Genomic DNA, 25,929 nt, shown 5'->3' with positions numbered 1-25,929 from the left:
CTCAAATACTTGTCAGAAGACGCGGTGTTTATCCACGTACCAGAGGCTGCTCCGATACGTTGATCTCACACTCAAGCATTTTCACCACCTGCAGGACCTCACTAGACATCGGATCACCTCCTTTCTGCTGTTAAAACCAGATTTGAAGGTAGGATGATTTGCGAGAAAAGCAAAATCCAAATGCAGAAAAATGCTTATTCGATGCAGCTGCTGATTTTTTCGGCAAGCGCGTTGAGTTCGGACATGTCTGCCTGCTGTCCGTGGCTGTGTCCTTTGAGGCTGTCACCGTCATAGCGCGGGATGATGTGGAAGTGCAGATGGAAGACCGTCTGACCGGCTGGGGCGCCATTGAACTGGGTGACGACCATGCCGTCCGGCTCAAGCGCTTTTGAAACAGCTTTGGCCACCTTTTGAACGCGCTGCATGTAAGAGCCCAGCAGATCGCCTGGCATCTCAATGAGATTGCGGGCTTCGGCGCGCTTGGGAATGACCAGCGTATGGCCCTTGGACTGTGGGAAGATATCCATAAAGGCGAGGGCGGTGTCGTCTTCGAAAACTTTGACGCACGGGATTTCACCCCGCAGCATTTTCGCGAAGATGTTGTCTGTGTCGTATTCACCGTGAAGGCTCATTGTGTCTCTTCCCCTTTATTTCTGAACGGCTGCCGCGCGAGAAGGTAGTCATTTTCGTCAGCGACGGCATAGCGTTCCTGTTCCAGATATTGATCGACTGCGCGACGTAATCCTTCATGTCCAATCCAGTGGACAGAGTGCGTCGTCACGGGGCCATAGCCGCGTGCGAGTTTGTGTCCGCCCTGTGCGCCAGCTTCTACGCGTTTCAGGCCGCGTTCAATGGCAAAATCGATGGCCTGATAATAGCAGACCTCGAAATGCAGGAATGGGCGCTCTTCCAGACGGCCCCAATAGCGACCGTACAGCGTTTCGGAGCCGATGAAGTTCAGCGCGCCCGCGATCGGCTTTCCATCCTCGCAGGCGAAGATCAGAAGCGCATGTTCGCGGAGTCGGTCATGGATGAGCTCGAATGTCGCCCGGTTGAGGTATGGGAAGCCCCATTTGCGGCTACCGGTATCCATGTAGAATTCGAAGAATGCATCCCAATGGTGAGGCTGGATCTCGTCACCGGTCAGCCATTCGAATGTCAGCCCTTCCTGAGCCTTTTTGCGCTCCTTGCGAAGGTTTTTGCGCTTGGCGGAGGAGAGTTCTGCCAGAAAAGCGTCAAAGTCCGCATAGTCGCGGTTTTCAAAGTGGAATTGCTTGTCCGTGCGCTGCAGCAGGCCGAGCTCTCCAAGATCGTCGTATAAATCCTGCTCGACGAAATTGATGTGCAGCGAAGAGAGGTCGTTATTCTGCGCGAGCTGGATAGCACCCGACAGAAGCGCGTGTTGAAGACCGCGCTTATCGATCTCTCCATCGCGCACGAGCAGCCGGCGTCCCGTAACTGGCGTGAATGGGACGGCGCTTAAAAGTTTGGGATAATATTCACCGCCCGCACGTTCATAGGCGTCTGCCCAGGCATAATCGAAAATATACTCGCCCTGAGAATGCGCTTTGGCATAAAGCGGCATCGCCGCCGTCAGCTCGCCGTCCTCATTCTCGATGATGAGATGAAGCGGTGACCAGCCTGTCTCGCGCGTGGCAGCGCCGGAGCTTTCCAGCGCTTCGAGGAATTCCCAGCTGAGAAACGGATCGAAGGGTTCGCCTGCTGGATTGGCGACAGCATTCCATGCCGCCGGATCGACAGCTGACAGGGAGGAAACGGTTTTCAGCTGCAACTCGGACATGCACCTAATCTAGGAAGTGATATGCGCTCTGACGAGGTCTGTCGGAAGATTTTCAAAGATCGGTGCCGCATTAAGTGACCGGCAGTTTTCAAGGCCGGCTTCTTCGCGAACGGTCCAGCTTGCGAGTGGCAGATTACTGTCCTTGAAATGAGTGAGTTGGGAGACGTTGGGGCCGAGAAAATCCGGCTGGATATCTTTCACGATCTCGAAAAAGCTCACGCGTCCTTCAGGCGTTTCAATGCGCCGGGGATCAGCCAGAAGGCCGAGCATTACGTGTGACGTGATCTGTTTGCAGATACTGATCAGCGACGGGCTGAAGCTCATGATTGCCACAGGTCCCCGCGCTTCTGCCACGCACATCAGGGTTGCGGCGGCGAGGGCTGGCAAATCAGTCGTCTCGTCTGCTTTCAGCTCAACCAGCAAAGGCTGATCGCCCATGGCAGAAAGCACGTCCGATAAAGTCGGAATTGTGTGGCCAGTGCCTGCCAGATGCAGCGTCTGAAGCTCGTCTGCGCTGGCGTCACCGATTTTGCCTTGTGTGCCGGTCATCCGCTCCAGCGTGAAGTCATGAAAGACCATCGGCACGCCATCACCCGACAGATGAACGTCACATTCGGCGCCGAACCCATGCTCTGACGCCTGTTTGAAAGCCTCCAGAGAGTTTTCAGGCAGATCAGTCGACCAGAACCCACGATGGGCGTAGGCAAAGGCTGGCAGATCGAACGTAAGTGGCATTATGCGATTTCGAAAATGCCGTCGACTTCAACAGCGCAGCCGAGCGGCAGAGTCGGGCAGGCGACCGCAGAGCGTGCGTGACGGCCAGCATCGCCGAGCACATCGACCATCAGGTCTGAGCAGCCATTGATGACCTGCGGAATTTCCACGAATGAAGGTGCAGCGTTTACAAAACCACCAAGCTTCACAACGCGCTTGATGTTGGAGAGCTCACCGACTGCAGCTTTACACTGTGCCAGCAGGTTGATACCGCACAGGCGCGCAGCATACTGGCCCGCCGCTGTGTCCATGCCTTCACCCAGACGGCCCGTGACGAGGCCGTTGACGCCCATGCTGACCTGACCGGACACGAAAAGCGTTTTGCCTGTGATGACGAACGGAACATAGTTCGCCACTGGCGCAGCAGGTGTCGGCAGCTGAATACCAAGCTCTACGAGTTTTTCTTCAGGGGTCATGTCAGGTGTCCTTCTGTCTGGATGTCTGGTCCGAGGTCTTCGGTGTATCAGATTGTTTCCGGCTTTGCCTGTCCGCCTGTACACGAATGCCGCGTCCAGTGGAAATGGCGTTTGAGCCGAATTTTGTCTTAGCGATGTCGGCTGCCCGTTCTGCACGCGCGCGCTTCAATGCGCCGGGGTCAATCAGGTCAGCCATATCTGCGCCGGCCGGCTCCAGATCGGAAATGCCAATTCCGATAAGCCGGAACCGGGCGCCATCAACCTCCTTGCCCAGAAGTGTCTGGCCCTGACGGAACATGACCTGCGCAAGCTGGGTCGGCCGTGTGAGCGTCATGCGCCGTGTGCGCGTTTTGAAATCACTCGTCTTCAGCTTCAGCGTCAGCACATTGCCTGCAACCCCGATTTCCTTTGAACGTAGTGCAACTTTCTCGCACAACCACCAGAGATGGTCGATCAGCAGCTCTTTGTCAGAGCAGTCTTCAAAGAAGGTTGTTTCAGCAGACACAGATTTGCGTTCCGAGCGCGGGTCTACAGGGCGTTTATCAATGCCGTTGGCGCGTTCGTGCAGCCAGAGACCGGTTTCTCCGAACAGGCCGATCAGCTGTTTCAGTTCGGCCATTTGCAGGCCGCCCAGCGTCTCATAACCTTTCTGGCTGACCTGTCTTGCGAGAGCAGGTCCGACACCATGAACGAAGTCGACGGGGCGGGGGGCCAGAAACTCACGTGCTTCGGCCTTACCAATCATGGCAAACCCGTTCGGCTTATCGAGATCGGACGCCGATTTAGCCAGAAACTTATTGTAAGACAGGCCGACGGAAACGGTGATGCCGACATCCCGCTGAATGTTGTTCTGAAGTTCACCCAGCAGTTCGGCTGGCGCTTTGCCGTGGAGCTTCTCTGTGCCGGACAGGTCCAGATAGGCCTCATCAATCGAGACTTGCTGCACCAGCGGCGTCAGCGCATCCATAGCGGACCGTATCGCTCTGGACGCGGTTTTGTATTTGTCGAAATCCGGGCGCACCACCACGGCATTCGGGCAGAGCTTCAGCGCCTTGAACATGGGCATGGCAGAGCGCACACCAAACAGGCGGGCCATATAGCAGCAGGTTGCAACCACACCTCGCTTGCCACCGCCCACAATAACCGGTTTTCCTTGCAGATCGGGATTGTCGCGTTTCTCGATTGAGGCGAAAAATGCATCACAATCTATGTGTGCAATTGAGAGTTCTTTTATCTCTTTATGCGCAATGTAGTGGTCTGAACTGCAGTGCGGGCACACAGAGCCCGAAGGCCGGATTTGTGAGCAATTCCGGCACAATCTGGGGGCTTGGGACGGCGTATGATGACGATCCATTGTCAGCATATTAACAGAACGGTGCGAGCTTTCAGCAAGTGTTGTAAACAAGGATTAAGACTATCCGGGTTAAATGTCCCCCTGAAAGTTCATCGGGACGATTCTCAAGGAAGATGCTGGGCTAATGTCGGTCACTGAACGCAAAAAAGTTCTTGTCGTTGAGGACAATGAGCTGAACATGAAATTGTTCTGCGACCTGCTTGGTGCGTTCGGCTATGAGGCTGTTCAGAGCCGTGATGGCCTGAAAACCCTTGAAATTGCACGTGAACACAAGCCCGCTCTCATCATTATGGACATCAATCTTCCGGAAGTGTCCGGCCTCGATCTGACACGTTGGATTAAGGATGATGACGATCTGGCAGATATTCCGGTCATGGCGGTTACGGCGTTTGCCATGCGATCTGACGAAGAGCGCGTGCGTGAAGCTGGCTGCGAGGCTTACATGTCCAAGCCGATCCAGATGATGCCATTTCTCAATCAGGTTCAGAAACTGACCGAAAGAGAGCCCGTTCAGTGAGCGCTCGGGTCCTCGTCGTCGACGATATCTCTGCGAACAGAAAACTGCTTCAGGCTAAATTGAGCCATGAATACTTCGAGGTGATCACCGCTTCGAATGGTCAGGAAGCCATTGATATGGCACGCGAACAGCGCCCTGACATCATTCTGCTCGACGTGATGATGCCCGTTATGGATGGTTTTGAGGCCTGCCAGATCCTGAAAACGGATCAGGACACCCAGCATATTCCGGTGGTTATGGTTACTGCGTTGGGTGACCGCGACCACCGCCTGAAAGGCCTTCTGGCTGGCGCTGACGACTTTCTGACCAAGCCTGTAGACGACTTCGCGCTGATGTCTCGCATTCGCGCGCTGACAAAATTCAAACTTGTGATGGACGAGCTTCGCTCACGCGAAGCCAATGGTCGACGCATCGGAGTGATCGAGGGCGACGAGCCTGGCGGTCCTATCGAACCTGCACGGGTTCTGATCATCGACGATAATGAACGTCAGGCACGCCGTATCGCTATGTCCCTCAAGCAGGAACACCGCCCGATTCTGTGGTCCGAGGCGCGCAACCTCGCGGCCAAGGAAAAAGCAGGTATCGATCTGATCGTTCTGTCGCTGGCATCTGATTCTTTTGACCCGCTTCGTCTGTGTGCGCACTTCAAATCTCAGCCTGCGACGCGTGACTTGCCGGTTCTGATTGTGGCCGACTTCGAAGAAGAGGCCAAAGCGCTGCGGGCGCTGGACCTTGGCGCAAGTGATATCATCATGCGCCCGATTGATACCGAAGAGCTGTCTGCACGTGTGCGGACGCAGGTTCGCAAGAAGCGGTATCTCGACACGGTACGCCGTCGCCTCGATGAGAGCATGGAGCTCGCCATCACAGACCAGCTGACCGGCCTTTATAACCGTCGTCATATGAACAAGCAGCTGAACCAGTTTCTTCAGCGGGCAAATTCAGGCGGCGAGCCGGTGTCAGTCTTCATTGCGGACATTGATCACTTCAAGAGCGTCAATGACACTTATGGTCACGACGTTGGCGATGAGGTGCTTCGCGAGTTTGCCGAACGTATGCGTGAGAATGTGCGTCCCGCTGACATTCCCTGCCGCCAGGGCGGGGAAGAGTTCGTTGTCATCATGCCGGATACAACAGGTGATATGGCGAGCGTTGTTGCCGAGCGCCTGCGCCGTCATGTGGCGTCACAGACCTTTGCTGTCGAACGTGGCCGCAACCAACTAGATGTAACGGTCAGCCTCGGGGTCTCAACATCCTATGGCAGCGAATGCACGATTGACGATCTGCTGAAGCGCGCGGATGAAGCGCTTTATGAAGCGAAGCAGTCCGGCCGGAATCAGGTGAAAAGCCGCGCGGCTTAAATTTTGTATTTCTCAAAAATCAGGCACAAAAAAAGCCGGCGCACAAAGCGACCGGCTTTTGTTTTGTCCGTGAAGACAGATCTTACTTGATCTTACCTTCTTTGAACTCGACGTGCTTACGTACGACGGGATCATACTTACGCATCACCATTTTTTCAGTGATGTTGCGAGGGTTTTTCTTTGTGACATAGAAGAAACCCGTGCCTGCAGTAGAGTTCAGGCGGATCTTGATTGTAGCTGGCTTCGCCATGAGAGCAGACCTCAGTTAGAATTCGAAGGGCGCATAAACACCGTGTTGCCCCGGTAAGTCAAGAGGGGTTTTTCCTATATACGCTCAACAATGTGACCTTTTGCAGAATACCGCAAAAAGAGTGGGTCATGCAGCGTCTTCGGAGCCTCTAAACGGGCTTTGACTTCGTCTATCATCATCTGGGTGACGGAGGGAAGGTCGATATCGCCTGTATCTTCCAGATCGATCCAGCGCACATCTACCAATTCAGCGCCCGATGCAGCCGGACGCTCGTCAATCAGAGCTGTTTCAGCGTCTGCCATAAAGAATCGCGCATCGAATCGGCGTGGCCGGTAAGGCGGAGTAATCGCGCGTCCGACAAATTCGAGATTCGTCATGCAGGGTAGCGCACCTTCAGCGAGGAATGGACGCCAGTTTTTGGGGGCGCGCGCTTCATCATTAAGAGACTTGCCGATGATGAGGCCGGTCTCTTCGAAGGTCTCGCGAATCGCCGTCAGGCCGAATGCGCGCGGCTTACGGCGCGCTTTGAACTGAAGCTTGGCTTCAACGGGTGACAACAATTCGGAAATAGCGGGCGCGCGGCTGTCTTCCGGGTCAACCCGTCCGCCGGGAAAAACAAATTTGTCCGGCATGAAGGCATGTTTGTTCGAACGCTTGCCAACCAGAACGCGGGGCTTAGGGCCATCGCGGCGGATTAGTATGAGAGTTGCTGCGTCTTTGGGGCGTGCAGATGGCTGCGAGCGATCTACAACGTCTCCATCCTCCATTTTATCAAAGACGCCGGTTCCGTATTCTTTTTCTTGTGTGGTCATCTTCTACGTTTGCCTTTGAAGCCTCCTTTGCGGGGGCCGCCTTTCCCGGGTCGTTTATGTTGTAGCACACGTTTGTGGCGATGTTGGGAAGGTGGTTTTTCACCTTTGCGCTTCGGACGAGGCTCCGACAGCATTTCCAGTACGAGGCTGGCAGCGACAGAGTTTGCTTCTTTCAGCTTCACGCGTACCGGCTGGCCAAGCTCGTAGCGACGAGCCGAATGCTCTGCGACGAGCGCTGAGGCGCCATCATCAAAGAACCAGTACTCATCGCCCAGAGAGGCCGCAGGCACAAACCCGTCAGCCGCAGTTTCATCAAGGCGAACGAACAGACCGAACTTCGCCACACCGGTGATGCGGCCTTCGAACTCCGCGCCGACGCGGTCCTGCAGGAAGGCTGTCAGATAGCGGTCTGACGCGTCACGTTCTGCGGCCATGCTTGCGCGTTCGCGGTCAACCAGATGGCCTGCTATCTCTTCCAGTCGCACACGCTGCTGGTCATCGAGGCCGTCAGGCCCAAGACCATAGGCGCGGATGAGAGCGCGGTGTACAATCAGGTCTGAATAGCGACGGATCGGCGATGTGAAATGTGCATACTTCGTCAGGTTCAGCCCGAAGTGTCCGAGGTTATCCGGTGAATAGACCGCCTGGCTCTGGCTGCGCAGAACGATTTCGGAAATCTCGTGATGGCGGTCGGTCTCACGCGCGATTGCCAGAAGGCGGTTGAAACGGGCAGGGCTGACCTTCTCGCCCATAGACCAGCTGAGATCGAGGGTTTCGAGGAAGGTCGAAAGACCGTGAATTTTCTCGTCAGATGGCTCTTCGTGAACGCGATAGATGAGTTCGTGACGCTTGGTTTCCAGAGCTTCTGCCGCGCAGACATTTGCCTGAATCATCATCTCTTCAATGAGCATGTGCGCATCAAAGCGATCTCTCACCCGCACGCCGAGAACTTCGCCGTCTGGTGACAGTTCGATCTTGCGTTCCGGAATATCGAGATCGAGCGGAGAGCGTTCTGAGCGTTTGTTCTTCAGCGCGGCATAGGCAGCCCAGAGTGGCTTCAACACCGTCTCAAGAAGCGGCGCGGCGCGGTCTGATGGCTCACCATCAATCGCCGCCTGCGCTTCTTCATAAGACAGGCCTGCCGCTGAACGCATCATGCCGCGGATCAGGCGGTGGCGGAGCTTGGTGCCTTCGGCAGAAAACACCATCTCGAAGGCAAGACAGCAGCGCAGCTCGCCTTCTTTCAGCGAGCATTCGCCGGCCGACAGCGCTTTCGGGAGCATGCTCGCAACGCGGTCGGGAAAGTAGGTTGAGTTGGCACGCCGATAGGCTTCTTTGTCCAGAATGCCGTTGAAAGGCACGAAGGCAGAGACGTCGGCAATCGCGACGATAATCTTCCAGCCGCCCTTATTCTTCGGGTCGTCATCAGCTTGCGCAAAGACTGCATCGTCATGGTCACGCGCATCCGCAGGGTCGATGGTGATGAGAGGGATTTGCGTCAGGTCTTCGCGCGGACACTCCACCGGTTGGGCGGCCTCAGCGGCGGCTATGACATCGGGCATAAAAATGTCCGGGATGTCGTAGGACGCCATAGCGATCAGGCTGGCCGCCTTCGGATTGTCTGCATTGCCAAGGATTTCGACGATCTTGCCGCGCTTCGGGCCGTGGCCATGATTTCGGGACGGTTTAGGCTCCACGCGCACAAGGTCGCCATGGCGCGCGTCCATCTGGTCGCCCGGAAAGACGAGGAAAGAGCGTTTATCCTTGCGAGATGTGCTTTCGACCTGACCGCCGCCATGCGCCATCTGCTCGAAGACGCCAATCATGGTGTCAGATCGCGTTTCGATCTTTTTGATCATGCGCGCACGCCAGAGCCCGTCGCGGCCTTCTTCAATGTCGCAAAGCGCGCGATCTCGCATGCCCGGGTCCGGATCACGGCGTTTGCCACGATGGCCTGCATAGATGATTTCAGGACCGAATAGGCCATCCTGACCGACAGCCTTGCCGATCAGGTCGCCATGTTCGTCAATGCGAAGGAATTCGACAATGCCTGTCGGAGGCGGCACATCCGAGCGCGCGAATGCGCGACGGCCGACGCGTGAGATTACGCCCTCGGCCTCAAGCTCCTGAAGAATCTTCCGGAGCTCGCGCCGTGCCTCTCCGTTGACACGCAGACCCCTCGCAATATCTCGTTTGTTGGTTTCGCCCGGATTGGCGGCAAGATAGTCGAGTACGGTCTGTCGTGTAATTTCGGTCATTCAGATTTGGCTTTTGTCGTTTTCTTGGCCGGGGCTTTCTTCTTCGCCGGGGCCTTTTTCTTCTTAGGAGGTGATTTGGCCTTCGCGGCGATAAGTTCAACCGCCTGTTCCAGTGTCACCTCTTCAGGCTTGGAATCCTTAGGCAGCGTCGCATTGGTCTTACCATGCTTCACATAAGGACCATAGCGGCCTTCGAGAACCTGAATCGGGTCGCCATCCGTCGGGTGGGCGCCGAGATCTTTCAGAATCTTTGGCGCGTTGCCACGACGTCCCGGATTGGCAAGTTTGTCGGCAATCACAGAGACCGCGCGGTTGAGGCCGATTTCGAACACTTCATCAACGCTAGGCAGGTTCGCATAGGTTTTGAGGTGCTGCACATACGGACCGTAACGGCCGATATTCGCAAGGATCGGTTCGCCGTCTTCCGGGTGCTTGCCGACTTCCCGGGGCAGAGACAGAAGCATCAGCGCTTTTTCCAGGTTCAGCTCTTCAGCGTTCCAGCCTTTTGGAATACTGCCGCGCTTAGGCTTTTCGCCTTCCTCCGGCTCAAGCTCTACATACGGGCCAAAACGACCTGACTTCAGGCTGACGTCGCGGCCTGTTTCAGGGTCCTGACCGAGCACATTGCCGTCCGGATTGATCGGGTTCTGGGATTCTTCAGCATCAACCGAGAAGGCGCGTGTGAACTTACATTCCGGATAGTTGGAGCAACCGACAAACGCGCCGTGACGACCGAGCTTCAGTGACAGAAGACCGTCGCCGCAATTCGGGCAAGAACGCGGGTTCGCGCCTTCTTCTGCGCCCTCTGCAGGACGGAAGACGTAAGGGCCGAGCACTTCATTCAGCGCATCGAGCACTTCACTGACGCGCAGATCGGAGATTGAGCCAATCGCAGCCTGGAAGTCCTTCCAGAAGTTCTGGAGGAAATCTTTCCATTTGAGCTGACCGTCAGAGACGAGGTCGAGTTTTTCTTCCAGATCCGCCGTGAAGTCATATTCGACATATCGGTGGAAGAAGCTTTCGAGGAAGCCTGTTACGAGGCGACCTTTGTCTTCTGGAATGAAGCGTTTCTTGTCGAGGCGGACATACTCTCGTTCCTGAAGAACGGAGAGAATAGACGCGTAGGTCGACGGGCGACCAATGCTCAGCTCTTCCAGACGCTTGACCAGAGACGCTTCAGAGAAGCGCGGTGGAGGCTCGGTGAAGTGCTGTGAAGATTTGGCTTCAAGCAATTCAGGCGTGTCGCCCTGAGTGAGCTTTGGCAGGCGGCTATTGTCTTCATCATCGCCCGGTTCGTCGCGGCCTTCCTGATACAGCGTCAGAAAGCCGTCGAACATGAGGACGGAGCCTGTCGCGCGAAGACCTGCGTTTTTGTCGGCTGATGTGATGTCTACAGTCGTACGCTCAAAGCGTGCTGCTTCCATCTGGGAGGCAACAGCGCGGCGCCAGATCAGGCCATACAGCTTGCCAAGATCGGCATCGCCGCGGAACTCGTCCGGGTGCAGGCGGAAGTCAGTCGGACGGATCGCTTCGTGCGCTTCCTGAGCATTTTTGGCTTTGGAAGAATAACGACGTGCTTTCTCAGGCAGATACTTGCCGCCATAGGTGGAGCGGATGACTTCACGGGAGCCCTGATAGGCTTCTTCGGCCATCTGCACACCATCGGTACGCATATAAGTGATCTTGCCGTCCTCGTAGAGCTTCTGGGCGGCTTGCATGGTGCGCTTGGCGGAGAAGCCGAGGCGACGCGATGCATCCTGCTGAAGCGTTGAGGTGATGAATGGTGGTGGCGGATTACGTTTGACCGGCTTGGCTTCGACCGCATCAACGGTGAAGCCGTTGCGGCGTACAGCTTCGAGCGCAGCGTCAGCATCCGCTTTGTTCGCGAGGCTGAATTTTTTAAGCTTCTCGCCATTCAGTTCAACGAGACGCGCCTCGAAAGAAGATCCGTCAGAGGCTTTCAGGTCAGCCATGACCTGCCAGTATTCCTCCGGCTTGAACATTTCGATTTCGCGTTCACGCTCGCAGATCAGGCGCAGAGCAACGGATTGCACGCGGCCAGCGGATCGTGAGCCCGGAAGCTTTCGCCACAGGACCGGCGACAGAGAGAAGCCTACGAGATAATCGAGCGCGCGACGTGCCAGATAGGCATCGACCAGTTCCTGATCGATATCGCGCGGGTTTTTCATCGCCTCGGTTACGGCAGATTTGGTGATCGCGTTGAACACAACGCGGCTGATGCCGACATCTTTCAGGACGCGGCGGTTCTTAAGCGCTTCGAGCAAGTGCCAGGAAATGGCTTCGCCTTCACGATCGGGGTCGGTCGCGAGAATGAGTTGCTCTGAGCCTTTTACGGCGTCAGCGATTTCACGAATACGCTTGGTAGACTTCGCATCAGCTTCCCAGCTCATCGCAAAGTCCTCATCCGGACGAACGGATCCGTCCTTGGATGGGAGATCGCGGATGTGGCCATAGCTGGCCAGAACCTTGAAGTCTTTTCCCAGATACTTGTTGATGGTTTTCGCCTTTGCAGGCGATTCAACGACAACGACTTTCATTTATGTAATCCAAATACCCCGTCGCGACGGAAGTTGTAAGTGTGCGCGGCGGAAGTCAACAGGCACTAACCATCTTCCATATAGGCGATTGCAGTAAGCGCTGCGAACAAAGCGAAGAGTGGAGGGGTGAAAGCAGCAATCGGCATGGAGGTCGCGCCCGCCGCCCCGAGACTGCTTGTAATCTCTGTGACGAAGTACAGAATGATGGCCGCCAGAGCGCCCCAGGCGATGAGCTGGCCGGTGCCGCCCAGACGTGCAAGACGCAGGCAGACCAGAGCGCCAATCAAGGCCATTGCCACATAGAGAATGGGTGAAGCCAGAAGCGACTGGAAGTGCATACGGTAGCGGGATGCATCAAGACCCGCGCGCTCTGTCTGAGCGATGAAGCCCGGCAGTCGCCAGAAGCCGACAGTCGACGGTGCGGCAAACCGGTCGAGAAGTTTTGCAGGGTCCAGATCCGTCGGGATAGACAGCGCATCGCGGTGCACAGGTGCTTGATCCGGCACTTGCTCGACCACATTGATGAGCTCCCAGAACCCGTCTTTCAGCGTCGCTGTGTCAGCTGAAATGCGGCGACGGAAGGTGAAGTCATTCGTGCCTTGTTCGCGCGTATAAATACGCTCGAACTCGAACAGGTCGACAGAATTCAGAACAATGCCTTCTGTGCCTGTGGTGTCGGCATGGATAACGATCTGATCGGTTTCGCTACCCTGACGCAGCCAGACGCCATTGCGCTCTGCGGCAATGCCTTCAACCGGTGCGCCGGTCAGGCTCGCACGTGTTGTCTCGAAGCGCTCGTTCAGATGCGCGCCGACAGGGTTCAGAACGAAGACCGCGAATAGACCAAGTAGAAGCGCCAGAACCGCCATTGGCGTCAGGAAGCGCCAGGCTGACAGGCCAGCGGCGCGCATGGCTGGAAGCTCGGTCAGGCGAGAAAGGCGGGAATACGCGATGATGGCACCTACCAGAATGATGAAAGGCATGGTGTGCTCGGTGAGCATTGGCAGCTTCATCAAAGACAGCGAGATCGCGGTAAGGACAGAAATGTCTGCATCCCCGCCTACGGTACGAAGTTGCTCCACAACGTCGACCAGAAGAATGGCGGCGAGAATGACGCCCAGTGTCATGAGGACAGCAGCCACACACTGGCGGAAAACGTAAAACTGGAGGCGATTAAACAACATGGTTACGCAGCCTCCGCATTCTGGGTGTCATCGGATTTTTTGAACTTTCGGGTCAGCGCGGGTATTCCGCCGATCAGATACACAAAGGCGAGCACGCCCGTCGTTCCAAGCGGAAGCAGATACTGGACGATGTTCAAGGCCGGATCACTCGCTGCGCTCGGTGGGACAGACAGAGACAGAATGACCAGCAGCAGTGCGCCAGCGACTGAGATGGTGATGCGCTTCTGATAGCCACGCCGGCTGAAATTACCGCCGGTTACGGCCAGCACAGCGATCATCGCCATGGCGAGGTTCAGGAGCGGCGAAGCAATGCGCAAATGTGCTTCAGCAAGATAATTGTCCTGATCGCGGTTTTGATAGAAGTCGCCAAGATCGGGGAAGAACAGCTCGTGCAGGAATCTGTCTGACGGTTTCAGAACGAGGTCCGAATCTTCTGCCATGAAGTCGGTGAGTTCGAATACGTAGTCATCGAAAACCAGAACCGAGAGCTGGTCGAGTTCATCAACCTGCTGAATCTGGCCGCTCGTCATACGAATGGCTGGCTGATTCTCGATTTCGATGAAGTTGCCGGTCTGCGCGATATAAATGGTCTCATTCGTCGGGTCGCGCGTGTCGGCGATCATCATGCCGCGGAAAACGCCGCCCGATGATTCGCGTACATAAATGGTCAGCCCGTCGACCGGATAGGTAAAGGCGCCCGGACGGATGAGAGACGAGGCGAGGTCAGCGCGGGCGTCGGAAATCGTCTGACGAAGCTCACGCTGCGCCATAGGCTGGACGAAGAGATTCACGCACAAATGCGCAACGGTCACCATCACGGCGAGACGCATGACAGGAGACAGAATTTGCCAGCGTGTCATGCCTGCAGCCTGCGAAACGACGATTTCATTGTCGCGGTGAATGCGGTTGAGGGCGTTCAACGCCGCCGCAAACAGGGCGATTGGGCCAAGAACCGCGATGATCTGAGGCGCACCCAGCGCGACGACGCGCAGATAGGTGAGGGCGGACTGACGATTATCCACAATAAGATCAGTCTGCGACAGGCCTTGCGCCAGCAATGCCAGCAGCGCGAGACCACCAACAATCGTAATGACGGCTTTAAGAACGCTGAAAAAGATATACTTCTGAATTCGGTTCATAATCCTACTAACGTTTGTCTCTTTTCAGCGGTCGATGCCGTTTCACGGTAAGGGCGGTTGCCGGAACACTCCAGAGGGCTTACTTCGGATTCAATTGGAGCAAAAGTATGAAGTTTGAAATCAAAGACACTTATAGTGGCGACGTCGCAATTCTGCTTACTCATGAAGCAGATTATGTCCCTGCTGAACTCGATGCCCTCGAAGCAGGCCTTGCCGGTAAGGTGAAGGCTGCAGTCGAAGCGGGTCGTTTTCGCGGTAAAGCTGGCCAGTCATTCGAATATTTTCTCTCTTCGGACTCGGGTCCGAAGAAAGTTATTCTGGTAGGTGCAGGTAAAACGGCTGAACTTACCGACGCGGAACTTGAAACATTTGGCGGCCATGCAGCCAAAGCCGTTCTGAATTCCGGCTATAAATCAGCAGATATCAAGGCGCCGAGCGCACGTGCACTCGCAGGTGCACGTCTGGCCGCTTACCGCTTCGACAAATACATGACGAAGCTCACGGACGACCAGAAGCCGTCTCTGGAAACCATCACACTGGTAACAGACAACGTATCGGCTGCCGAAGCTGAGTGGGTTGGTCTCGCAGCAGCTGTCGCTGGCACCGAAATGGCGCGCGACCTGATGAACGAGCCACCGAATGTTCTTCACCCGGAGAGCTATGCTGATCGTATCCGCGAAATGGAAGAGCTCGGCATCAAGGTGACGGTTCTCGGCGAAGAAGAGATGACCAAACTCGGCATGAACGCGCTTCTCGGTGTTGGTCAGGGTTCTGTCCGCGAATCGAAAATGGCGATCATGGAGTGGAAAGGCGGCGGCGACGAAGCTCCTCTGGCACTCGTTGGCAAAGGCGTCTGCTTCGACACGGGCGGTATCTCACTGAAGCCGGGCCCGAACATGCAGGACATGAAGGGCGATATGGGCGGCTCAGCGGCGGTTGTCGGCGCCATGAAAACCATCGCACTTCGTAAGGCAAAAGCAAACGTTGTTGGTCTTGTCGGTCTCGTTGAGAACATGCCAGACGGCAATGCGAGCCGTCCGGGCGACATCGTGACATCTATGTCCGGCCAGACGATTGAAAACCAGAATACAGACGCTGAAGGCCGTCTCGTTCTGTGTGACGTGCTCTGGTACGCGCAAGAGAACTATAAGCCACGCGCAATCATCGATCTGGCTACGCTGACAGGTGCGATCATCGTATCGCTCGGTCACGACAATGCTGGCCTGTTCTCGAACAATGACGATCTGTCGTCCCAGCTGACCGCTGCGGGTCTGGCAGAGAACGAAACCGTATGGCGTCTGCCAATGGGCTCGTCTTACGACAAGCTTCTCAAATCTCAGTTCGCTGACATGAAGAATATTGGCGGTCCGGCTGCCGGTTCGATCACTGCGGCGCAGTTCCTGAAGCGCTTCATTCAGAATGACACGCCTTGGGCACACATCGACATTGCAGGCGTCGCCTGGAAGAGCGTCGACAAAGCACCGACAGACCCGTCCTGGGCGAGCGGCTTCGGCCCGCGTCTCCTCGACCGTCTGATCAAAGACAATTACGAGAACGCTTAATCTGATGGCGTGCGAGTGGTGGTTTTATCATCTCGAGCGGCCACCGCTTGCCGGGGCGCTCGCGCCCCTTCTCGAGAAGTGTCTGGAACGGGACTGGCGTGTGCTGGTCTCGTCTCCGGATGTTTCTGCTCTTTCTCAGCTCGATAAAGATCTCTGGCGCTGGAAGGATGACAGCTTCCTGCCGCATGGGCCGGAGGGTGAGCATTCTAGCCGTCAGCCGGTTCTGCTCTCTGCATCGCTTGAAAATGCGAACGACGCCAAAATCCTGGTTCTGATGAACGGTCAGGATGTGGAAACGCCTGATCAACCGTATCAGCGGATCATGGTTGTCTTTCAGAGCGACGACCAGCATGCACTTCAGACCGCACGCGGACAGTTCAAAGCCGCGCGTAATGCGGGGCTGAACGTCAAATACTACCAGCTCTCCGAAAGCGGCAGCTGGATCGACAAGACCCGATAAAAACCGTCGTCATCGAAAAGTTACACACAAACTGTTGGCAGTGCGCATTTACGCAGCTATAGCGGCGCCAGAATATCAAGACCGCGATCAACGCGGTGGATAACAAGGATTTTTCCGATGGCTCTCGAACGTACTTTTTCTATCATCAAGCCAGACGCAACTGAGCGTAACCTCACTGGTAAAGTAAACTCTATGATCGAGGCTGCTGGCCTGCGCATCATCGGCCAGCGTCGTATTCAGATGACTGAAGAGCAAGCTAAGCGTTTTTACGAAGTCCACGCTGAGCGCCCATTCTATGGCGAACTCGTTGAATTCATGACATCTGGCCCGGTTGTTGTTCAGGTTCTCGAAGGCGAGAACGCTGTTGCAGCTTACCGCGAAGTTATGGGCGCAACGAACCCTGCAGAAGCTGCTGAAGGCACAATCCGTAAGGAAGTTGCTAAATCCATCGGCGAGAACTCTGTCCACGGTTCTGACAGCGCTGAGAACGCTGCGATCGAAATCGCTCAGTTCTTCTCACTGGCTGACATCGCAGGCTAAGCCCAGCGCAAAGCACATCTTGAAAGGCCCGCACTCACAGGAGTTGCGGGCTTTGTTGTGTTTTAAGCCTTGTTTTCGACACGTCTCTGGCCGACATAAAGCACATGGCGATCCTGAACCTGCGAAATATCCTGTCTCTTGCGGCCGGCGTCTCTGCGTCTGCCGTGGCTGTGCGTAATGCGCTCGGCAAAGAAGTTGATAAACGCACAGACAAGATGATCGCCCGCGCCGTGGAAGAGGCGCGTGAAGAACTGCGCATTCAGGCACATACCTTCTTCTCTGACGGGTTCCGCCAGTTCCTGATCACGACAGGCGCGAAAGCATTGCTTGTGCTGATTGTAGCCGTGCTCTTCCTGTCGGGACTTTTGCCGTCAAAATGGTCCGCGGTTGTACTGGCTTTGCTCTTTGTCAGCTTTTTCACCTTCGACACCGTTCGGTCGTTTCCAACGCTGAAATTCCTGCGACGCGAGTTCAAGAAATTCGGCTGGCGGCCCAAGCTTATTCTATCAGAGACGGTGTCTGCGCAGGTGTTCGAGAAAGTCCTTGAACGCGCCACAGACCAGCCTGTCGACAGCACGGAAAGCGTGCTCATGCTGCTTGCGGGTCGCAAACGCGATGAAGTGGTTGAGAAGGTTGCCCGCGCTGTCGCCGATATTGCGTCGACCTCCAGCTGGGACGACGTGAAGCCGCTTGTGATGCGCTTTGCCGCCCGTTTCGCGCTCTTGTTTGTGTTGTATTCAGCGCTCGTCTGGAGCGTGATCTGGCTCATTCGCCATCATTTCGCGACGACATGATTTTTTGCTCGGTGCTGATGCTTGGAAGGCTCAGCGCCACAAGCCGTCGCTTTGCTGTCAGCGGTTCAGACCGCGACTGCGGTTCGGGCGATAGCCCGCCCTGCCGGAGACGCTACGCGTCGTGAGGCATAATTAAACAACGAGAACAAAGATAAGCAGCCCTGAGCGCGCTCTATGTGAACCTGCGGTTCACGAGAGCAATTAGAAAGAGGCGGCCCATCGGACCGCCTTTCCCATTTTCAGCTTTCAATGCCCTGCCAGAAGTCTCTGATCTCGGCGCGCGGGTCATATTCCACGCTCATCTGCGTATCAAAGATCATGGTTGCCCGCTCCGGTGAAGTATATTCCGGCCAGTCCGGCACTTCATCATTGTTCGGGTTGCCGGTCGCAGCAAACGCTGCCCAGCTGGACGAAATACGGTCCGCCATCATCAGGCTTTCCGCGCTCGCACCCGTCAGGCCGCCACGCACTGAGTGCAGGCTGAGGCCGACATCAATGCCGTGAACCGCGCCATACCGCCCCTCAAAGGCCGGTGCAGGCCATTTCCATAGATAGGTCCAGACAGGCGCGCCGCCCGCTGAAGCTTTCAGTTCGGCCTGACGGAAAGCAGACCGGCGGAAAGACAGATCAGTGTCGATGCGTGCCTGAATCAGATGCGGCGAAGCATCCGGATCTTCCGCACGATACATGGCGACGGCATCTTCTGCGTGATCGCCTGCGCGGCGGCGGGCATAGGCCATAAGGCCTTCATCGCTCAGATCGAAGTTCGGCATCCGGTAGGTGCGCTCGTCCAGCGCCGTCGAAATCACCATCGGTACATTGTGAGAGACAGCAGGGGCGTCCGGATCAAACGGGTGGCGGACAATCGCTTCACCATCAATGACTGGCGCGAAGGAGGTAGGCGCTTCGCCAAGTGCGCGGTCTGCGGCTTCCAGCTGTGCTTGTGCCTCCAGAATGCGCGTGAACGGTAGCTCCTGCAGGCGATGAAGCTCATTCGTAGGGATTTCCAGCTCGCGTAGCAGGCGCTCTGCTGCGGCTGTGCCGTCATCTGCGGTGCGAGAGCGCAGAGATGAGCCGGACATCACACCAGCGCGATGGATGAGGCCCTCCGCGCCCGGCATGGCCAGAAGCGTGCTTGTCTTCGCGCCGCCGCCGGATTGGCCATAAACCAGAACGCAGTCCGGATCGCCGCCAAACTGGGCGACGTTTTCTTTCACCCAGGCAAGCGCCGCGACAATGTCCATCATGCCGACGGCGCCAGAGCGTGCGAACCGGTCGTCAAACTCGGCCAGATGCGCAAAGCCGAACGCGCCGAGACGGTGGTTCACGGCAATCACGACGCTATCGGCATAGCGGGCCATTTCTTCGCCATCCATGCCGAACGAATTGCCCGATCCGCCATAATACCCGCCGCCATGGATGACGAAGATCACCGGCTTTTTCGCATTCGCATCGAGGGTTGGTGTCCAGAGGTTTACCGCAAGGCAATCCTCTCCGAGGCCAGATGGATGACGGTCGAAGACGATCAGATCGCCATAGGCAAAGGCGCGGCCGTTCGGCATTTGCGGGGCGGCATGGCTGAAATAAAGCGCATCTTTTACGCCCGCCCAAGGCTCCACCGGCTGAGGCGGCATGAAGCGGTTTGTGCCAGATGTTGGCGCGCCATAGCGAATGCCTTTGAAGCTGGTAATCCCCGCTGCGTGCGCGCCGCGCAGGCGACCTTGAGCGGTTTCAACAACAGGGAAAAGCGCGCTGTCTGCAAAGCCGCGGCCCGGCAGAGTGAGCAAGCCGGTGACGGCTGCTGTGCCTGCCATGAAGAAGCGGCGGCCCGGATTAAATGGCTTCATTGTTACCTCCCGAACTTCTGAATGCGTTTAGACTTATGTGTAGGGGAGTATCGTGACCTGCGCAATTGGTGAGTGCGTCGAGGTGTGATTTTTTGGAAGTCAGTTTCGTATGGTGTAAAATTGGGAGTGGTATGTAATACAAAGTAGAATTACGTTCTGTCTCTCGTCGGCGATGGTCGGGCCTGTGAGGGATCGCGAAGGATAGCGATGAAACTTTCAGCGAAACTTATAGCGATTTTAGCGCTCTGGATGTTTTTGGGCGTCACCATGTCTTCCCAATCCTGTGCATCACCACTGGATTCTTACTTTTCAGATAATCGGGTTACTGTGGTGACCTATGCTCAGGTGGGAGACGAATATGTGCTGACAGATGATCAGGAGGCGTTGCTTTCGACGCTGTCCCTCTTGAATTTGTGGGATAGAGCTTCAGCAAATTTGGTTGCTCCGAGGCACGGTCCCTTTCAGTCGATTTCGGCGCGATATGTCGGTTTTATAATTGGCAACCGATCAGTTTCCGCTACTCCTGTCCGGGCCGACAGATATTTCTACTGCCGTTATGGTCAACCATTTTCAGGTTATGGGAGCGTGTACGTCGATTTTGAAACCAAAGAGATCGTTGGTGGAATTTTGATCATTTCATCCGATCAGGTGGCGCTCAATACAAATATGAGTTTGGATGATTTCGGGATCGAGTTCAGTGTCACAGCTCAAACGGAGTTGTGTCTTATTTCGCGCAACGGATTATCTCCCTAAGCGAGTAGAGCGCATCAAGGGCGATGCCCGGATGCTCGAGAATGACCCATTCAAAAATCTGAAGCGTCCTTCAACAACTTGCATGCATCGTCCGGTGTCATTTTTCTGGTGCATTCGCTGCGTTTAATGGCGGAACAGGGGGTGCTTGCTATTCGGCTGTGTCGCCTCGTTTTCGTAAGAGTGAGCGCAGACTTCAGCACACCGCAGATGCCCGCGAAGGCGGGTATCCAAGCTTAGATGAGAACAAAAGCGAGCAATCGGCAGCGCGGTGCGCCGATTTTTTACAACGTCCGGTGCGTGTTGAGACATGATTTTAATGCGCCCGAATCCATAAAGCGGCAGACCTGCCGTCGGGCTTTGCCCGCCTGCCTGAGCCGCTGCGCGGCGTGAGGCGTATCAAACACGATTTTAATTTTCCCACGCTCGGATCGCAGCCTTGAGCGCGATCCATCGCGAAGCAACAGCGGAGCGGGGATCAAACACAATCCATTCCTAAATTCGCGCCACTGGCGCGAATGTTTTTGCGTAGCAAAATTGGAATGAATGGTGCCCGGGGGCGGATTTGAACCACCGACACGCGGATTTTCAATCCGCTGCTCTACCCCTGAGCTACCCGGGCATCTGGGGTACGCTAGTAAAGCGAGAGGGCTGTATAATTGGCTGTTGGCGTGCTGTCCATCACCTTCTGCGTTGAATTTGACATTTTTTTTGGTCGCGCAGGAAAGCGTATGTTTTGCAGGCGGTTTCTCTCTATTCCTGCGCCCACAAAGTCTCGCAGACCGCCGCTATTTCAGCAGACGTTTCGATCAGGTTCTGAGGAATGCGATAGGAGATCATCGCGGTGCCAGCGAGCGCGGAATTGGAATCCGGATCGTCCGGCCAGCGCGCACCCGCAATGCCGCCTTCTTCCAGTTCTGCCAGATAAGCGCCGAATTCATCCTCGCGCCCGTCTTTGAAGAGTGGGAGCCAGATGATGATGATGGCATTCGGCCAGCGGCGCAGAGCTTTAGGCGTCCACTCGATCAGGGCTTCGAGGTCGCCCAGTGTTTCATAGCTCGGGTCGATCAGAACAACCATTTGCTCTTTTGAGCGCGGGGCGAGAGAGAGCGCGCCGCGATAGCCGTCCGCTTTGCGAATCTGCGCACGTGGATCATTGCCGATGTTTTTCGTCAGTGCAGCGTATTCTGTCGGGTGGAGTTCGAAGAAGGCCATGCGATCATCCTTGCGCAGGAAGTGCGAGGCAAGAGCGGGAGAGCCCGGATAGTTCTTCAGGCCACCTTCAGGGTTCAGGCGCTTCACTTCGTCGAGATAGGGGCGCATGGAGGCAGGCAGATTCTTTACGTCGATCAGCTGGCCGATGCCCTCCGGAAACTCGGCGCCTTTCTGGGCTTCTTTCGAGTTCAGATCATACATGCCGCGTGCGGCGTGCGTCTCGACATAGAAGACTGGCTTTTTCTGTTTGGCTAGATCGGCCAGCACGGCACTCAAAATGGCATGCTTGAGAACGTCAGCGCGGTTTCCGGCGTGATATACGTGTTGATAGCTCAGCATGGTGTTCGTCTGCCTTTTGAAAAATAAGAAGGGCCCGCCGGTGATGGCAGGCCCTTTAACATGGAAATGGCTTTAGGGTCAGGACCTATTGATTTTGATGATGAAGGCATGAAGATGACGAGGAGTTGTAAGGAAAGTTGCGCAGAGCGGGGTGTGCCCCGGTCAAGCGACTTGACAAAACAAGTCGAAGTCAGCTTCGTGAGGCCAACAGGGTTCCGCGTAATGACGGGTTATTTTGCCCGGAGATTGCGTCGCAGCGGTTTGAACATGCCTGCATGTCCTGCACCTCTGCTCCTGATCTCCAGACAAAATTCCGCCGCCCTTCGCGGCAAAATTAACAGGTCCTGGCCCTGGGTTCTATTGCGCGTTTGCTGCGAGGTCTTCCTGACGGATTGCCTCGAACTCATTGCCTGCATACCAGGTTGGCCACTCATCTGATTGCGCGATGCGGCGGCCGACTTCGTAGAGCGCAGAGATGTTCTGCTGCATGCCAGAGAGGTCCCAGTTCGGATTATATTCGTCCTGTGGCTTGTGATAGCGAAGCGCCGTGTATTCGGCTGCGGCTGCTGTGCCTGCAGGTCGTCCGCCTTCAACCATGTCGTCACCGCCATCAGCATAGAGCATTGGGATGCCGATTTTTGCGTAGCTTACATGGTCTGAGCGGTAGAAATATCCGTTCTGTGGAAGCGGGTCCGGGCGCACAACACGGCCGTCCGCTTCGAGCACGTCTGTCAGAATGTCTTCCAGCTCTGACGCGCCATAACCGACAACGACCATGTCATGTGTCGGGCCGGTTGGAAGCATGCCGTCCATATTGATGCCGGCAACAATCTGATGGCTATCAATGACTTCGTTTTCAGCCATGTAGGCAGAGCCGAGCAGGCCGGACTCTTCAAGCGTAACCGCGGCAAATAGAACAGAGCGGCGTGGTGCTTCAGCGACCATCGCTTCGGCGATATCGAGCAGGCCAGCAGACCCGGTCGCGTTGTCTACCGCGCCATTGTAAATAGTGTCTTCGGAAGCGAAGCTAAAGTTCGGGTCGTTCGGGTCAGCTGCATTGCCGAGGTGATCCCAGTGCGCTGTGAACAGAACGAATTCGTCCGGCGCTTCTGTGCCTTCAATCATGCCCAGTACGTTGCGTGATTCTGCGTACTCAACCGTCTGAACGATGCGGCCAGATGCAGTGAGGTCGCCCATATCTACGTAAGAGAAACCAGGCTCTGCAGCTGCAGCATAGAGATCATCAAAGCTGAGACCTGCTTCAGTGAAGAGGGCGCGTGCGACGTCTTCGGTAATCCAGCCTTCCATCATGGCGCGGCTTTCACCCCCGTCAGCATAGACGAGGTCTGCCTGCGCGCCTGTCCATGAGTTGGCGACAACGTCCCAACCGTAGGCAGCGGGCTCTCGCTGGTGAACGATGATGGCAGCCGTTGCGCCCTGACGGGCCGCTTCTTCGAATTTGTAAGTCCAGCGGCCATAATATGTCATGGCATTGCCGTTAAAGAGGTCAGGGTCCTGAGTGGCAAAGCCCGGATCATTCACGAGGATGATGACGGTTTTACCTTCAACATCGAGACCTTCATAATCGTTCCAGCCATATTCTGGCGCGACTGCGCCATAGCCGACGAAAACGACTTCGGAATCTTCAAATGAAATGTCCATTTCGCGCTGGCGCTTCGACCAGATCACAGCGTCAGAGCCGATCTCGAATGGCGCAGCGTCGGCAGACGAGGAAATTGTCAGGGAAGATTGCTCTTCATCGACCGTCTGGTTGACCATTTCAACGGTCTGGTACCAGGAGCCGTCATTTGCCGGAACGAGGCCGATGCGCTCCATCTCGGCAGCGATCCAGTCGGCAGCCGCTTCACCGGCGACGCTGCCCGGGCCGCGACCTTCGAATGTGTCATCCGCCAGTGTCGCAATCCGTACACGCAGATCGTCTTCTGTGATTTCCGGAGACGTTGTCGGCAGCGGCATGAGGAGCCCGTCATCGGCTTCGACTGCGGCTGTATCTTCAACGATTGGCGCCTCTGCTTCTGGGGCGTCAGTCTCTGATGACGGCGAGCACGCCGCCAGAATGGCCGCGAGGGCCGAACATGCAAGTAGTCGTTTCATAGAGGGCATCCTCTTTCAGAATTTTGATCAGACTTGGCACGCTGTGCCCCGATCGGCAAGTTTGTGCGCCTATTTCATCATCTTCCGGACATTGTTCGGAAGCGCGAGTGCGCCTTTGGCAATATCCATGTTGAAGTAAACCAGTTTGTCCGCGTCGACATGGTCGTATTTCGGTTCCAGCGGGTTGTTGTCACTGATCAGGCCGCCGCACCAGTCGCCAGAAATATAGAACGGGCAAGGCATGAGGAATGGCTTGAAGTGTGTGAACAGGTCTTCCAGCCGGTGATACATGAGCGACATGCCGTTGGTATAGAAGGTCGGGCTGCCGAGCATCTGGCAAGTCACGCCGCCTGGACGGATGGCTTTCTTGATGTGGGAGTAGAACTCGTCAGTCACGAGCGGGTTTGCCGTCTGTGCGCCAACGTGAGCTTCCTCACAGACATCTGTTGAATCGATGATGATCGCGTCGAAGGCGTTCTCTTGCTCGGCGAGATACGCAGCGCCATCTCCGATGCGGATTTCGACGCGTGGGTCTTTGAGGCCAGCTGTCAGCTCGGGCAGGTATTTTTCGGACACTTCTACAACGACCGGATCAAGCTCCGCGAGTACGATGCGCTCCAGCCCCGGATATTTAGCGAGCTCTGTCACCGTGCCGCCATCGCCGCCGCCGATGACCAGAACCGATTTCGGGTTCTCAATGCATGAAAGCGTCAGGTGCACCATGTGCTCGTGATAAACGTAATGCGTGTCCTCAGACAGCATGAGAACATCATCAATCAGCATTACGACGCCATGGGCATCTGTCCTGACGAGTTTGATGTCCTGCCATTCGGAGGTCTCGTGCGCGATGAGCTCGCCTTCGACGAATGAGCCGTAGGACGGAGTGTGTTTGTCTTCGAATCTGTTCTTGGTCATGGTCACTTTTTATGAGTGCACGCCTTTTGCGGCAAGACGCGTTGTGAGCAGGGCTCGCGAATTATTTGTCTTCCGGCAGCGGAATGAATTCATCCTCGTTGGGCGGCATGCCGAACGGCGTGTTTTGCCAGTTTCCGGCGATGGATGCGCGCCAGTCTTCCTTTGCCTGATCGATGCGTTCTTTGGTGGACGCGACGAAGTTCCATTCAATGTAGCGGCGTTCGGTATGCGGTGCGCCGCCAATAATAGCGATCCGTGTATTTGCAGCCAGCTCGATGGAGCCGATGTCTCCCGCTTCGAACACAACCATTTGTCCCTCGGAAAAGGTGTGCCCCTCGAATGTCATCGTTCCGGAGACGACATAAGCGGCTCGCTCTTCGGTCTGAGCGGGCAGTGGAAGGCTGCATGCGGTTTCTGTCTCTGCGACAACGTATAGTGTTTCGTGAGGGAACCGGACCGGCGATGTCAGCTCATAGGCTTGCCCCATGACGACGCGCACTTTGGCAGGGCCGACCATTGCTTCGGGGATGTCCGCTGCAGGATAGTGATCGAACGCCGGATCGCATTCTTCATGGGATTTTGGGAGAGCGAGCCAGGTCTGGATGCCGTGAAGGCGGTGACCATTCTTTTCCAGTTCTACGGGGGTCCGTTCGGAGTGGGCGATGCCCTTGCCTGCGGTCATCAGGTTCACTGCGCCCGGATGGACTTCGATTTCTGTGTCCAGCGTATCGCGGTGGAGCATGCCGCCTTCAAACAGGTAGGTGACAGTGGACAGACAGGTGTGTGGGTGTGGTCGGACATCAATGCCTTTGCCTGACGCAAATTCAGCAGGGCCAATATGATCGAAGAATATAAACGGACCGACCAGTTTCTGCTTAGCGCTCGGAATGGCGCGTCGCACGGAAAATGCGCCGAGGTCATGTTCTTTCGGGCTAAGGACAAGCTTGATGGATGACATTGTATGGCCT

23 protein-coding genes and 1 tRNA gene are annotated in these 25,929 nt (G+C 55.9%); 7 read left to right on the top strand and 17 right to left on the bottom strand.

Going from position 1 to position 25,929, the window contains the following annotated elements; genetic code table 11:
- Window positions 1-194: 194 nt before the first annotated feature.
- Genes P1U45_RS14135 through P1U45_RS14115 form a run of 5 tightly spaced genes read right to left on the bottom strand, consistent with a single transcriptional unit; the run spans window position 195 to window position 4,345 of the window.
- Window positions 195-632, bottom strand: a complete 438-nt coding sequence (locus P1U45_RS14135) for an HIT family protein (protein WP_301059659.1) — start codon at window positions 630-632, stop codon at window positions 195-197.
- Window positions 629-1,801, bottom strand: coding sequence for a GNAT family N-acetyltransferase (locus tag P1U45_RS14130; protein WP_301059658.1), 1,173 nt, complete (start codon window positions 1,799-1,801; stop codon window positions 629-631). The genes P1U45_RS14135 and P1U45_RS14130 overlap by 4 nt, the downstream gene beginning before the upstream one ends.
- A gap of 9 nt (window positions 1,802-1,810) precedes the next feature.
- Window positions 1,811-2,536, bottom strand: a complete 726-nt coding sequence (locus P1U45_RS14125; protein WP_301059657.1) for a glycerophosphodiester phosphodiesterase family protein — start codon at window positions 2,534-2,536, stop codon at window positions 1,811-1,813.
- Window positions 2,536-2,991 (bottom strand): RidA family protein, encoded by a 456-nt coding sequence (locus P1U45_RS14120; protein ID WP_293608228.1) that lies wholly within the window; start codon window positions 2,989-2,991, stop codon window positions 2,536-2,538. The genes P1U45_RS14125 and P1U45_RS14120 overlap by 1 nt, the downstream gene beginning before the upstream one ends.
- Window position 2,992: 1 nt before the next feature.
- Window positions 2,993-4,345 (bottom strand): DNA polymerase IV, encoded by a 1,353-nt coding sequence (locus tag P1U45_RS14115; RefSeq protein ID WP_301059732.1) that lies wholly within the window; start codon window positions 4,343-4,345, stop codon window positions 2,993-2,995.
- Between the two features lie 124 nt (window positions 4,346-4,469).
- Between P1U45_RS14115 and P1U45_RS14110 the strand changes: the two genes are divergently transcribed.
- Both P1U45_RS14110 and P1U45_RS14105 read left to right on the top strand, forming a co-directional pair.
- Window positions 4,470-4,862 (top strand): response regulator, encoded by a 393-nt coding sequence (locus tag P1U45_RS14110; protein ID WP_022695667.1) that lies wholly within the window; start codon window positions 4,470-4,472, stop codon window positions 4,860-4,862.
- Window positions 4,859-6,223: a PleD family two-component system response regulator gene (locus tag P1U45_RS14105; protein WP_293608227.1), complete on the top strand. Its 1,365-nt coding sequence runs from the start codon at window positions 4,859-4,861 to the stop codon at window positions 6,221-6,223. The genes P1U45_RS14110 and P1U45_RS14105 overlap by 4 nt, the downstream gene beginning before the upstream one ends.
- 82 nt (window positions 6,224-6,305) lie before the next feature.
- Here P1U45_RS14105 and rpmG read toward each other — a convergent pair whose 3' ends face one another.
- From rpmG to P1U45_RS14075, 6 genes are all read right to left on the bottom strand, one after another.
- The gene (gene rpmG / locus P1U45_RS14100) at window positions 6,306-6,473 is read right to left on the bottom strand and encodes a 50S ribosomal protein L33 (RefSeq protein WP_022695665.1); all 168 of its coding nucleotides are present in this window, start codon (window positions 6,471-6,473) and stop codon (window positions 6,306-6,308) included.
- A gap of 74 nt (window positions 6,474-6,547) precedes the next feature.
- Window positions 6,548-7,285, bottom strand: a complete 738-nt coding sequence (locus P1U45_RS14095) for an NUDIX domain-containing protein (protein WP_301059656.1) — start codon at window positions 7,283-7,285, stop codon at window positions 6,548-6,550.
- On the bottom strand, window positions 7,282-9,543 hold the full coding sequence (gene rnr / locus P1U45_RS14090) for a ribonuclease R (protein WP_301059655.1): 2,262 nt from the start codon (window positions 9,541-9,543) through the stop codon (window positions 7,282-7,284). The genes P1U45_RS14095 and rnr overlap by 4 nt, the downstream gene beginning before the upstream one ends.
- Entirely contained in the window at window positions 9,540-12,101 is a 2,562-nt protein-coding gene (gene topA / locus P1U45_RS14085) for a type I DNA topoisomerase (RefSeq protein ID WP_301059654.1), read from the bottom strand. Before topA ends, rnr begins: the two co-directional genes overlap by 4 nt.
- A gap of 65 nt (window positions 12,102-12,166) precedes the next feature.
- Entirely contained in the window at window positions 12,167-13,285 is a 1,119-nt protein-coding gene (gene lptG, locus P1U45_RS14080) for an LPS export ABC transporter permease LptG (RefSeq protein ID WP_293617731.1), read from the bottom strand.
- A 2-nt stretch (window positions 13,286-13,287) separates the two neighbouring features.
- On the bottom strand, window positions 13,288-14,424 hold the full coding sequence (locus tag P1U45_RS14075; RefSeq protein ID WP_301059653.1) for an LptF/LptG family permease: 1,137 nt from the start codon (window positions 14,422-14,424) through the stop codon (window positions 13,288-13,290).
- 107 nt (window positions 14,425-14,531) lie between these two features.
- On the opposite strand from P1U45_RS14075, the gene P1U45_RS14070 reads away from it, so the two are divergent.
- From P1U45_RS14070 to P1U45_RS14055, 4 genes are all read left to right on the top strand, one after another.
- Window positions 14,532-15,986: a leucyl aminopeptidase gene (locus P1U45_RS14070; protein WP_301059652.1), complete on the top strand. Its 1,455-nt coding sequence runs from the start codon at window positions 14,532-14,534 to the stop codon at window positions 15,984-15,986.
- Between the two features lie 4 nt (window positions 15,987-15,990).
- Window positions 15,991-16,446, top strand: coding sequence for a DNA polymerase III subunit chi (locus P1U45_RS14065; protein WP_301059651.1), 456 nt, complete (start codon window positions 15,991-15,993; stop codon window positions 16,444-16,446).
- A 117-nt stretch (window positions 16,447-16,563) separates the two neighbouring features.
- A complete protein-coding gene (gene ndk, locus P1U45_RS14060) occupies window positions 16,564-16,986 on the top strand; it encodes a nucleoside-diphosphate kinase (RefSeq protein ID WP_022695657.1) in 423 nt (140 codons plus the stop codon).
- Between the two features lie 104 nt (window positions 16,987-17,090).
- Entirely contained in the window at window positions 17,091-17,780 is a 690-nt protein-coding gene (locus tag P1U45_RS14055) for a hypothetical protein (RefSeq protein ID WP_301059650.1), read from the top strand.
- 239 nt (window positions 17,781-18,019) lie between these two features.
- On the opposite strand, the gene P1U45_RS14050 is transcribed toward P1U45_RS14055, so the two are convergent.
- On the bottom strand, window positions 18,020-19,627 hold the full coding sequence (locus P1U45_RS14050) for a carboxylesterase family protein (RefSeq protein ID WP_301059649.1): 1,608 nt from the start codon (window positions 19,625-19,627) through the stop codon (window positions 18,020-18,022).
- Window positions 19,628-19,834: 207 nt separating this feature from the next.
- Here P1U45_RS14050 and P1U45_RS14045 point away from each other — a divergent pair, with 207 nt between their 5' ends.
- Window positions 19,835-20,380 (top strand): hypothetical protein, encoded by a 546-nt coding sequence (locus P1U45_RS14045; RefSeq protein ID WP_301059647.1) that lies wholly within the window; start codon window positions 19,835-19,837, stop codon window positions 20,378-20,380.
- Window positions 20,381-20,924: 544 nt separating this feature from the next.
- On the opposite strand, the gene P1U45_RS14040 is transcribed toward P1U45_RS14045, so the two are convergent.
- The 5 genes from P1U45_RS14040 to P1U45_RS14020 all read right to left on the bottom strand — a co-directional run bounded on the left by P1U45_RS14040 (window position 20,925) and on the right by P1U45_RS14020 (window position 25,919).
- Window positions 20,925-20,999: transfer RNA gene (locus P1U45_RS14040), tRNA-Phe, on the bottom strand.
- A gap of 131 nt (window positions 21,000-21,130) precedes the next feature.
- On the bottom strand, window positions 21,131-21,931 hold the full coding sequence (gene rlmJ, locus P1U45_RS14035) for a 23S rRNA (adenine(2030)-N(6))-methyltransferase RlmJ (RefSeq protein WP_301059645.1): 801 nt from the start codon (window positions 21,929-21,931) through the stop codon (window positions 21,131-21,133).
- 357 nt (window positions 21,932-22,288) lie between these two features.
- A complete protein-coding gene (locus P1U45_RS14030) occupies window positions 22,289-24,046 on the bottom strand; it encodes a M28 family metallopeptidase (RefSeq protein WP_301059644.1) in 1,758 nt (585 codons plus the stop codon).
- A gap of 69 nt (window positions 24,047-24,115) precedes the next feature.
- Window positions 24,116-24,961 (bottom strand): hypothetical protein, encoded by an 846-nt coding sequence (locus P1U45_RS14025; protein WP_301059643.1) that lies wholly within the window; start codon window positions 24,959-24,961, stop codon window positions 24,116-24,118.
- 61 nt (window positions 24,962-25,022) lie between these two features.
- A complete protein-coding gene (locus P1U45_RS14020) occupies window positions 25,023-25,919 on the bottom strand; it encodes a pirin family protein (protein WP_301059642.1) in 897 nt (298 codons plus the stop codon).
- Between the last annotated feature and the right edge of the window lie 10 nt (window positions 25,920-25,929).

The organism is Ponticaulis sp. (assembly GCF_029210165.1).
Taxonomy (GTDB): domain Bacteria; phylum Pseudomonadota; class Alphaproteobacteria; order Caulobacterales; family Hyphomonadaceae; genus Ponticaulis.
This window is presented reverse-complemented; position numbering and strand designations above follow the sequence as displayed.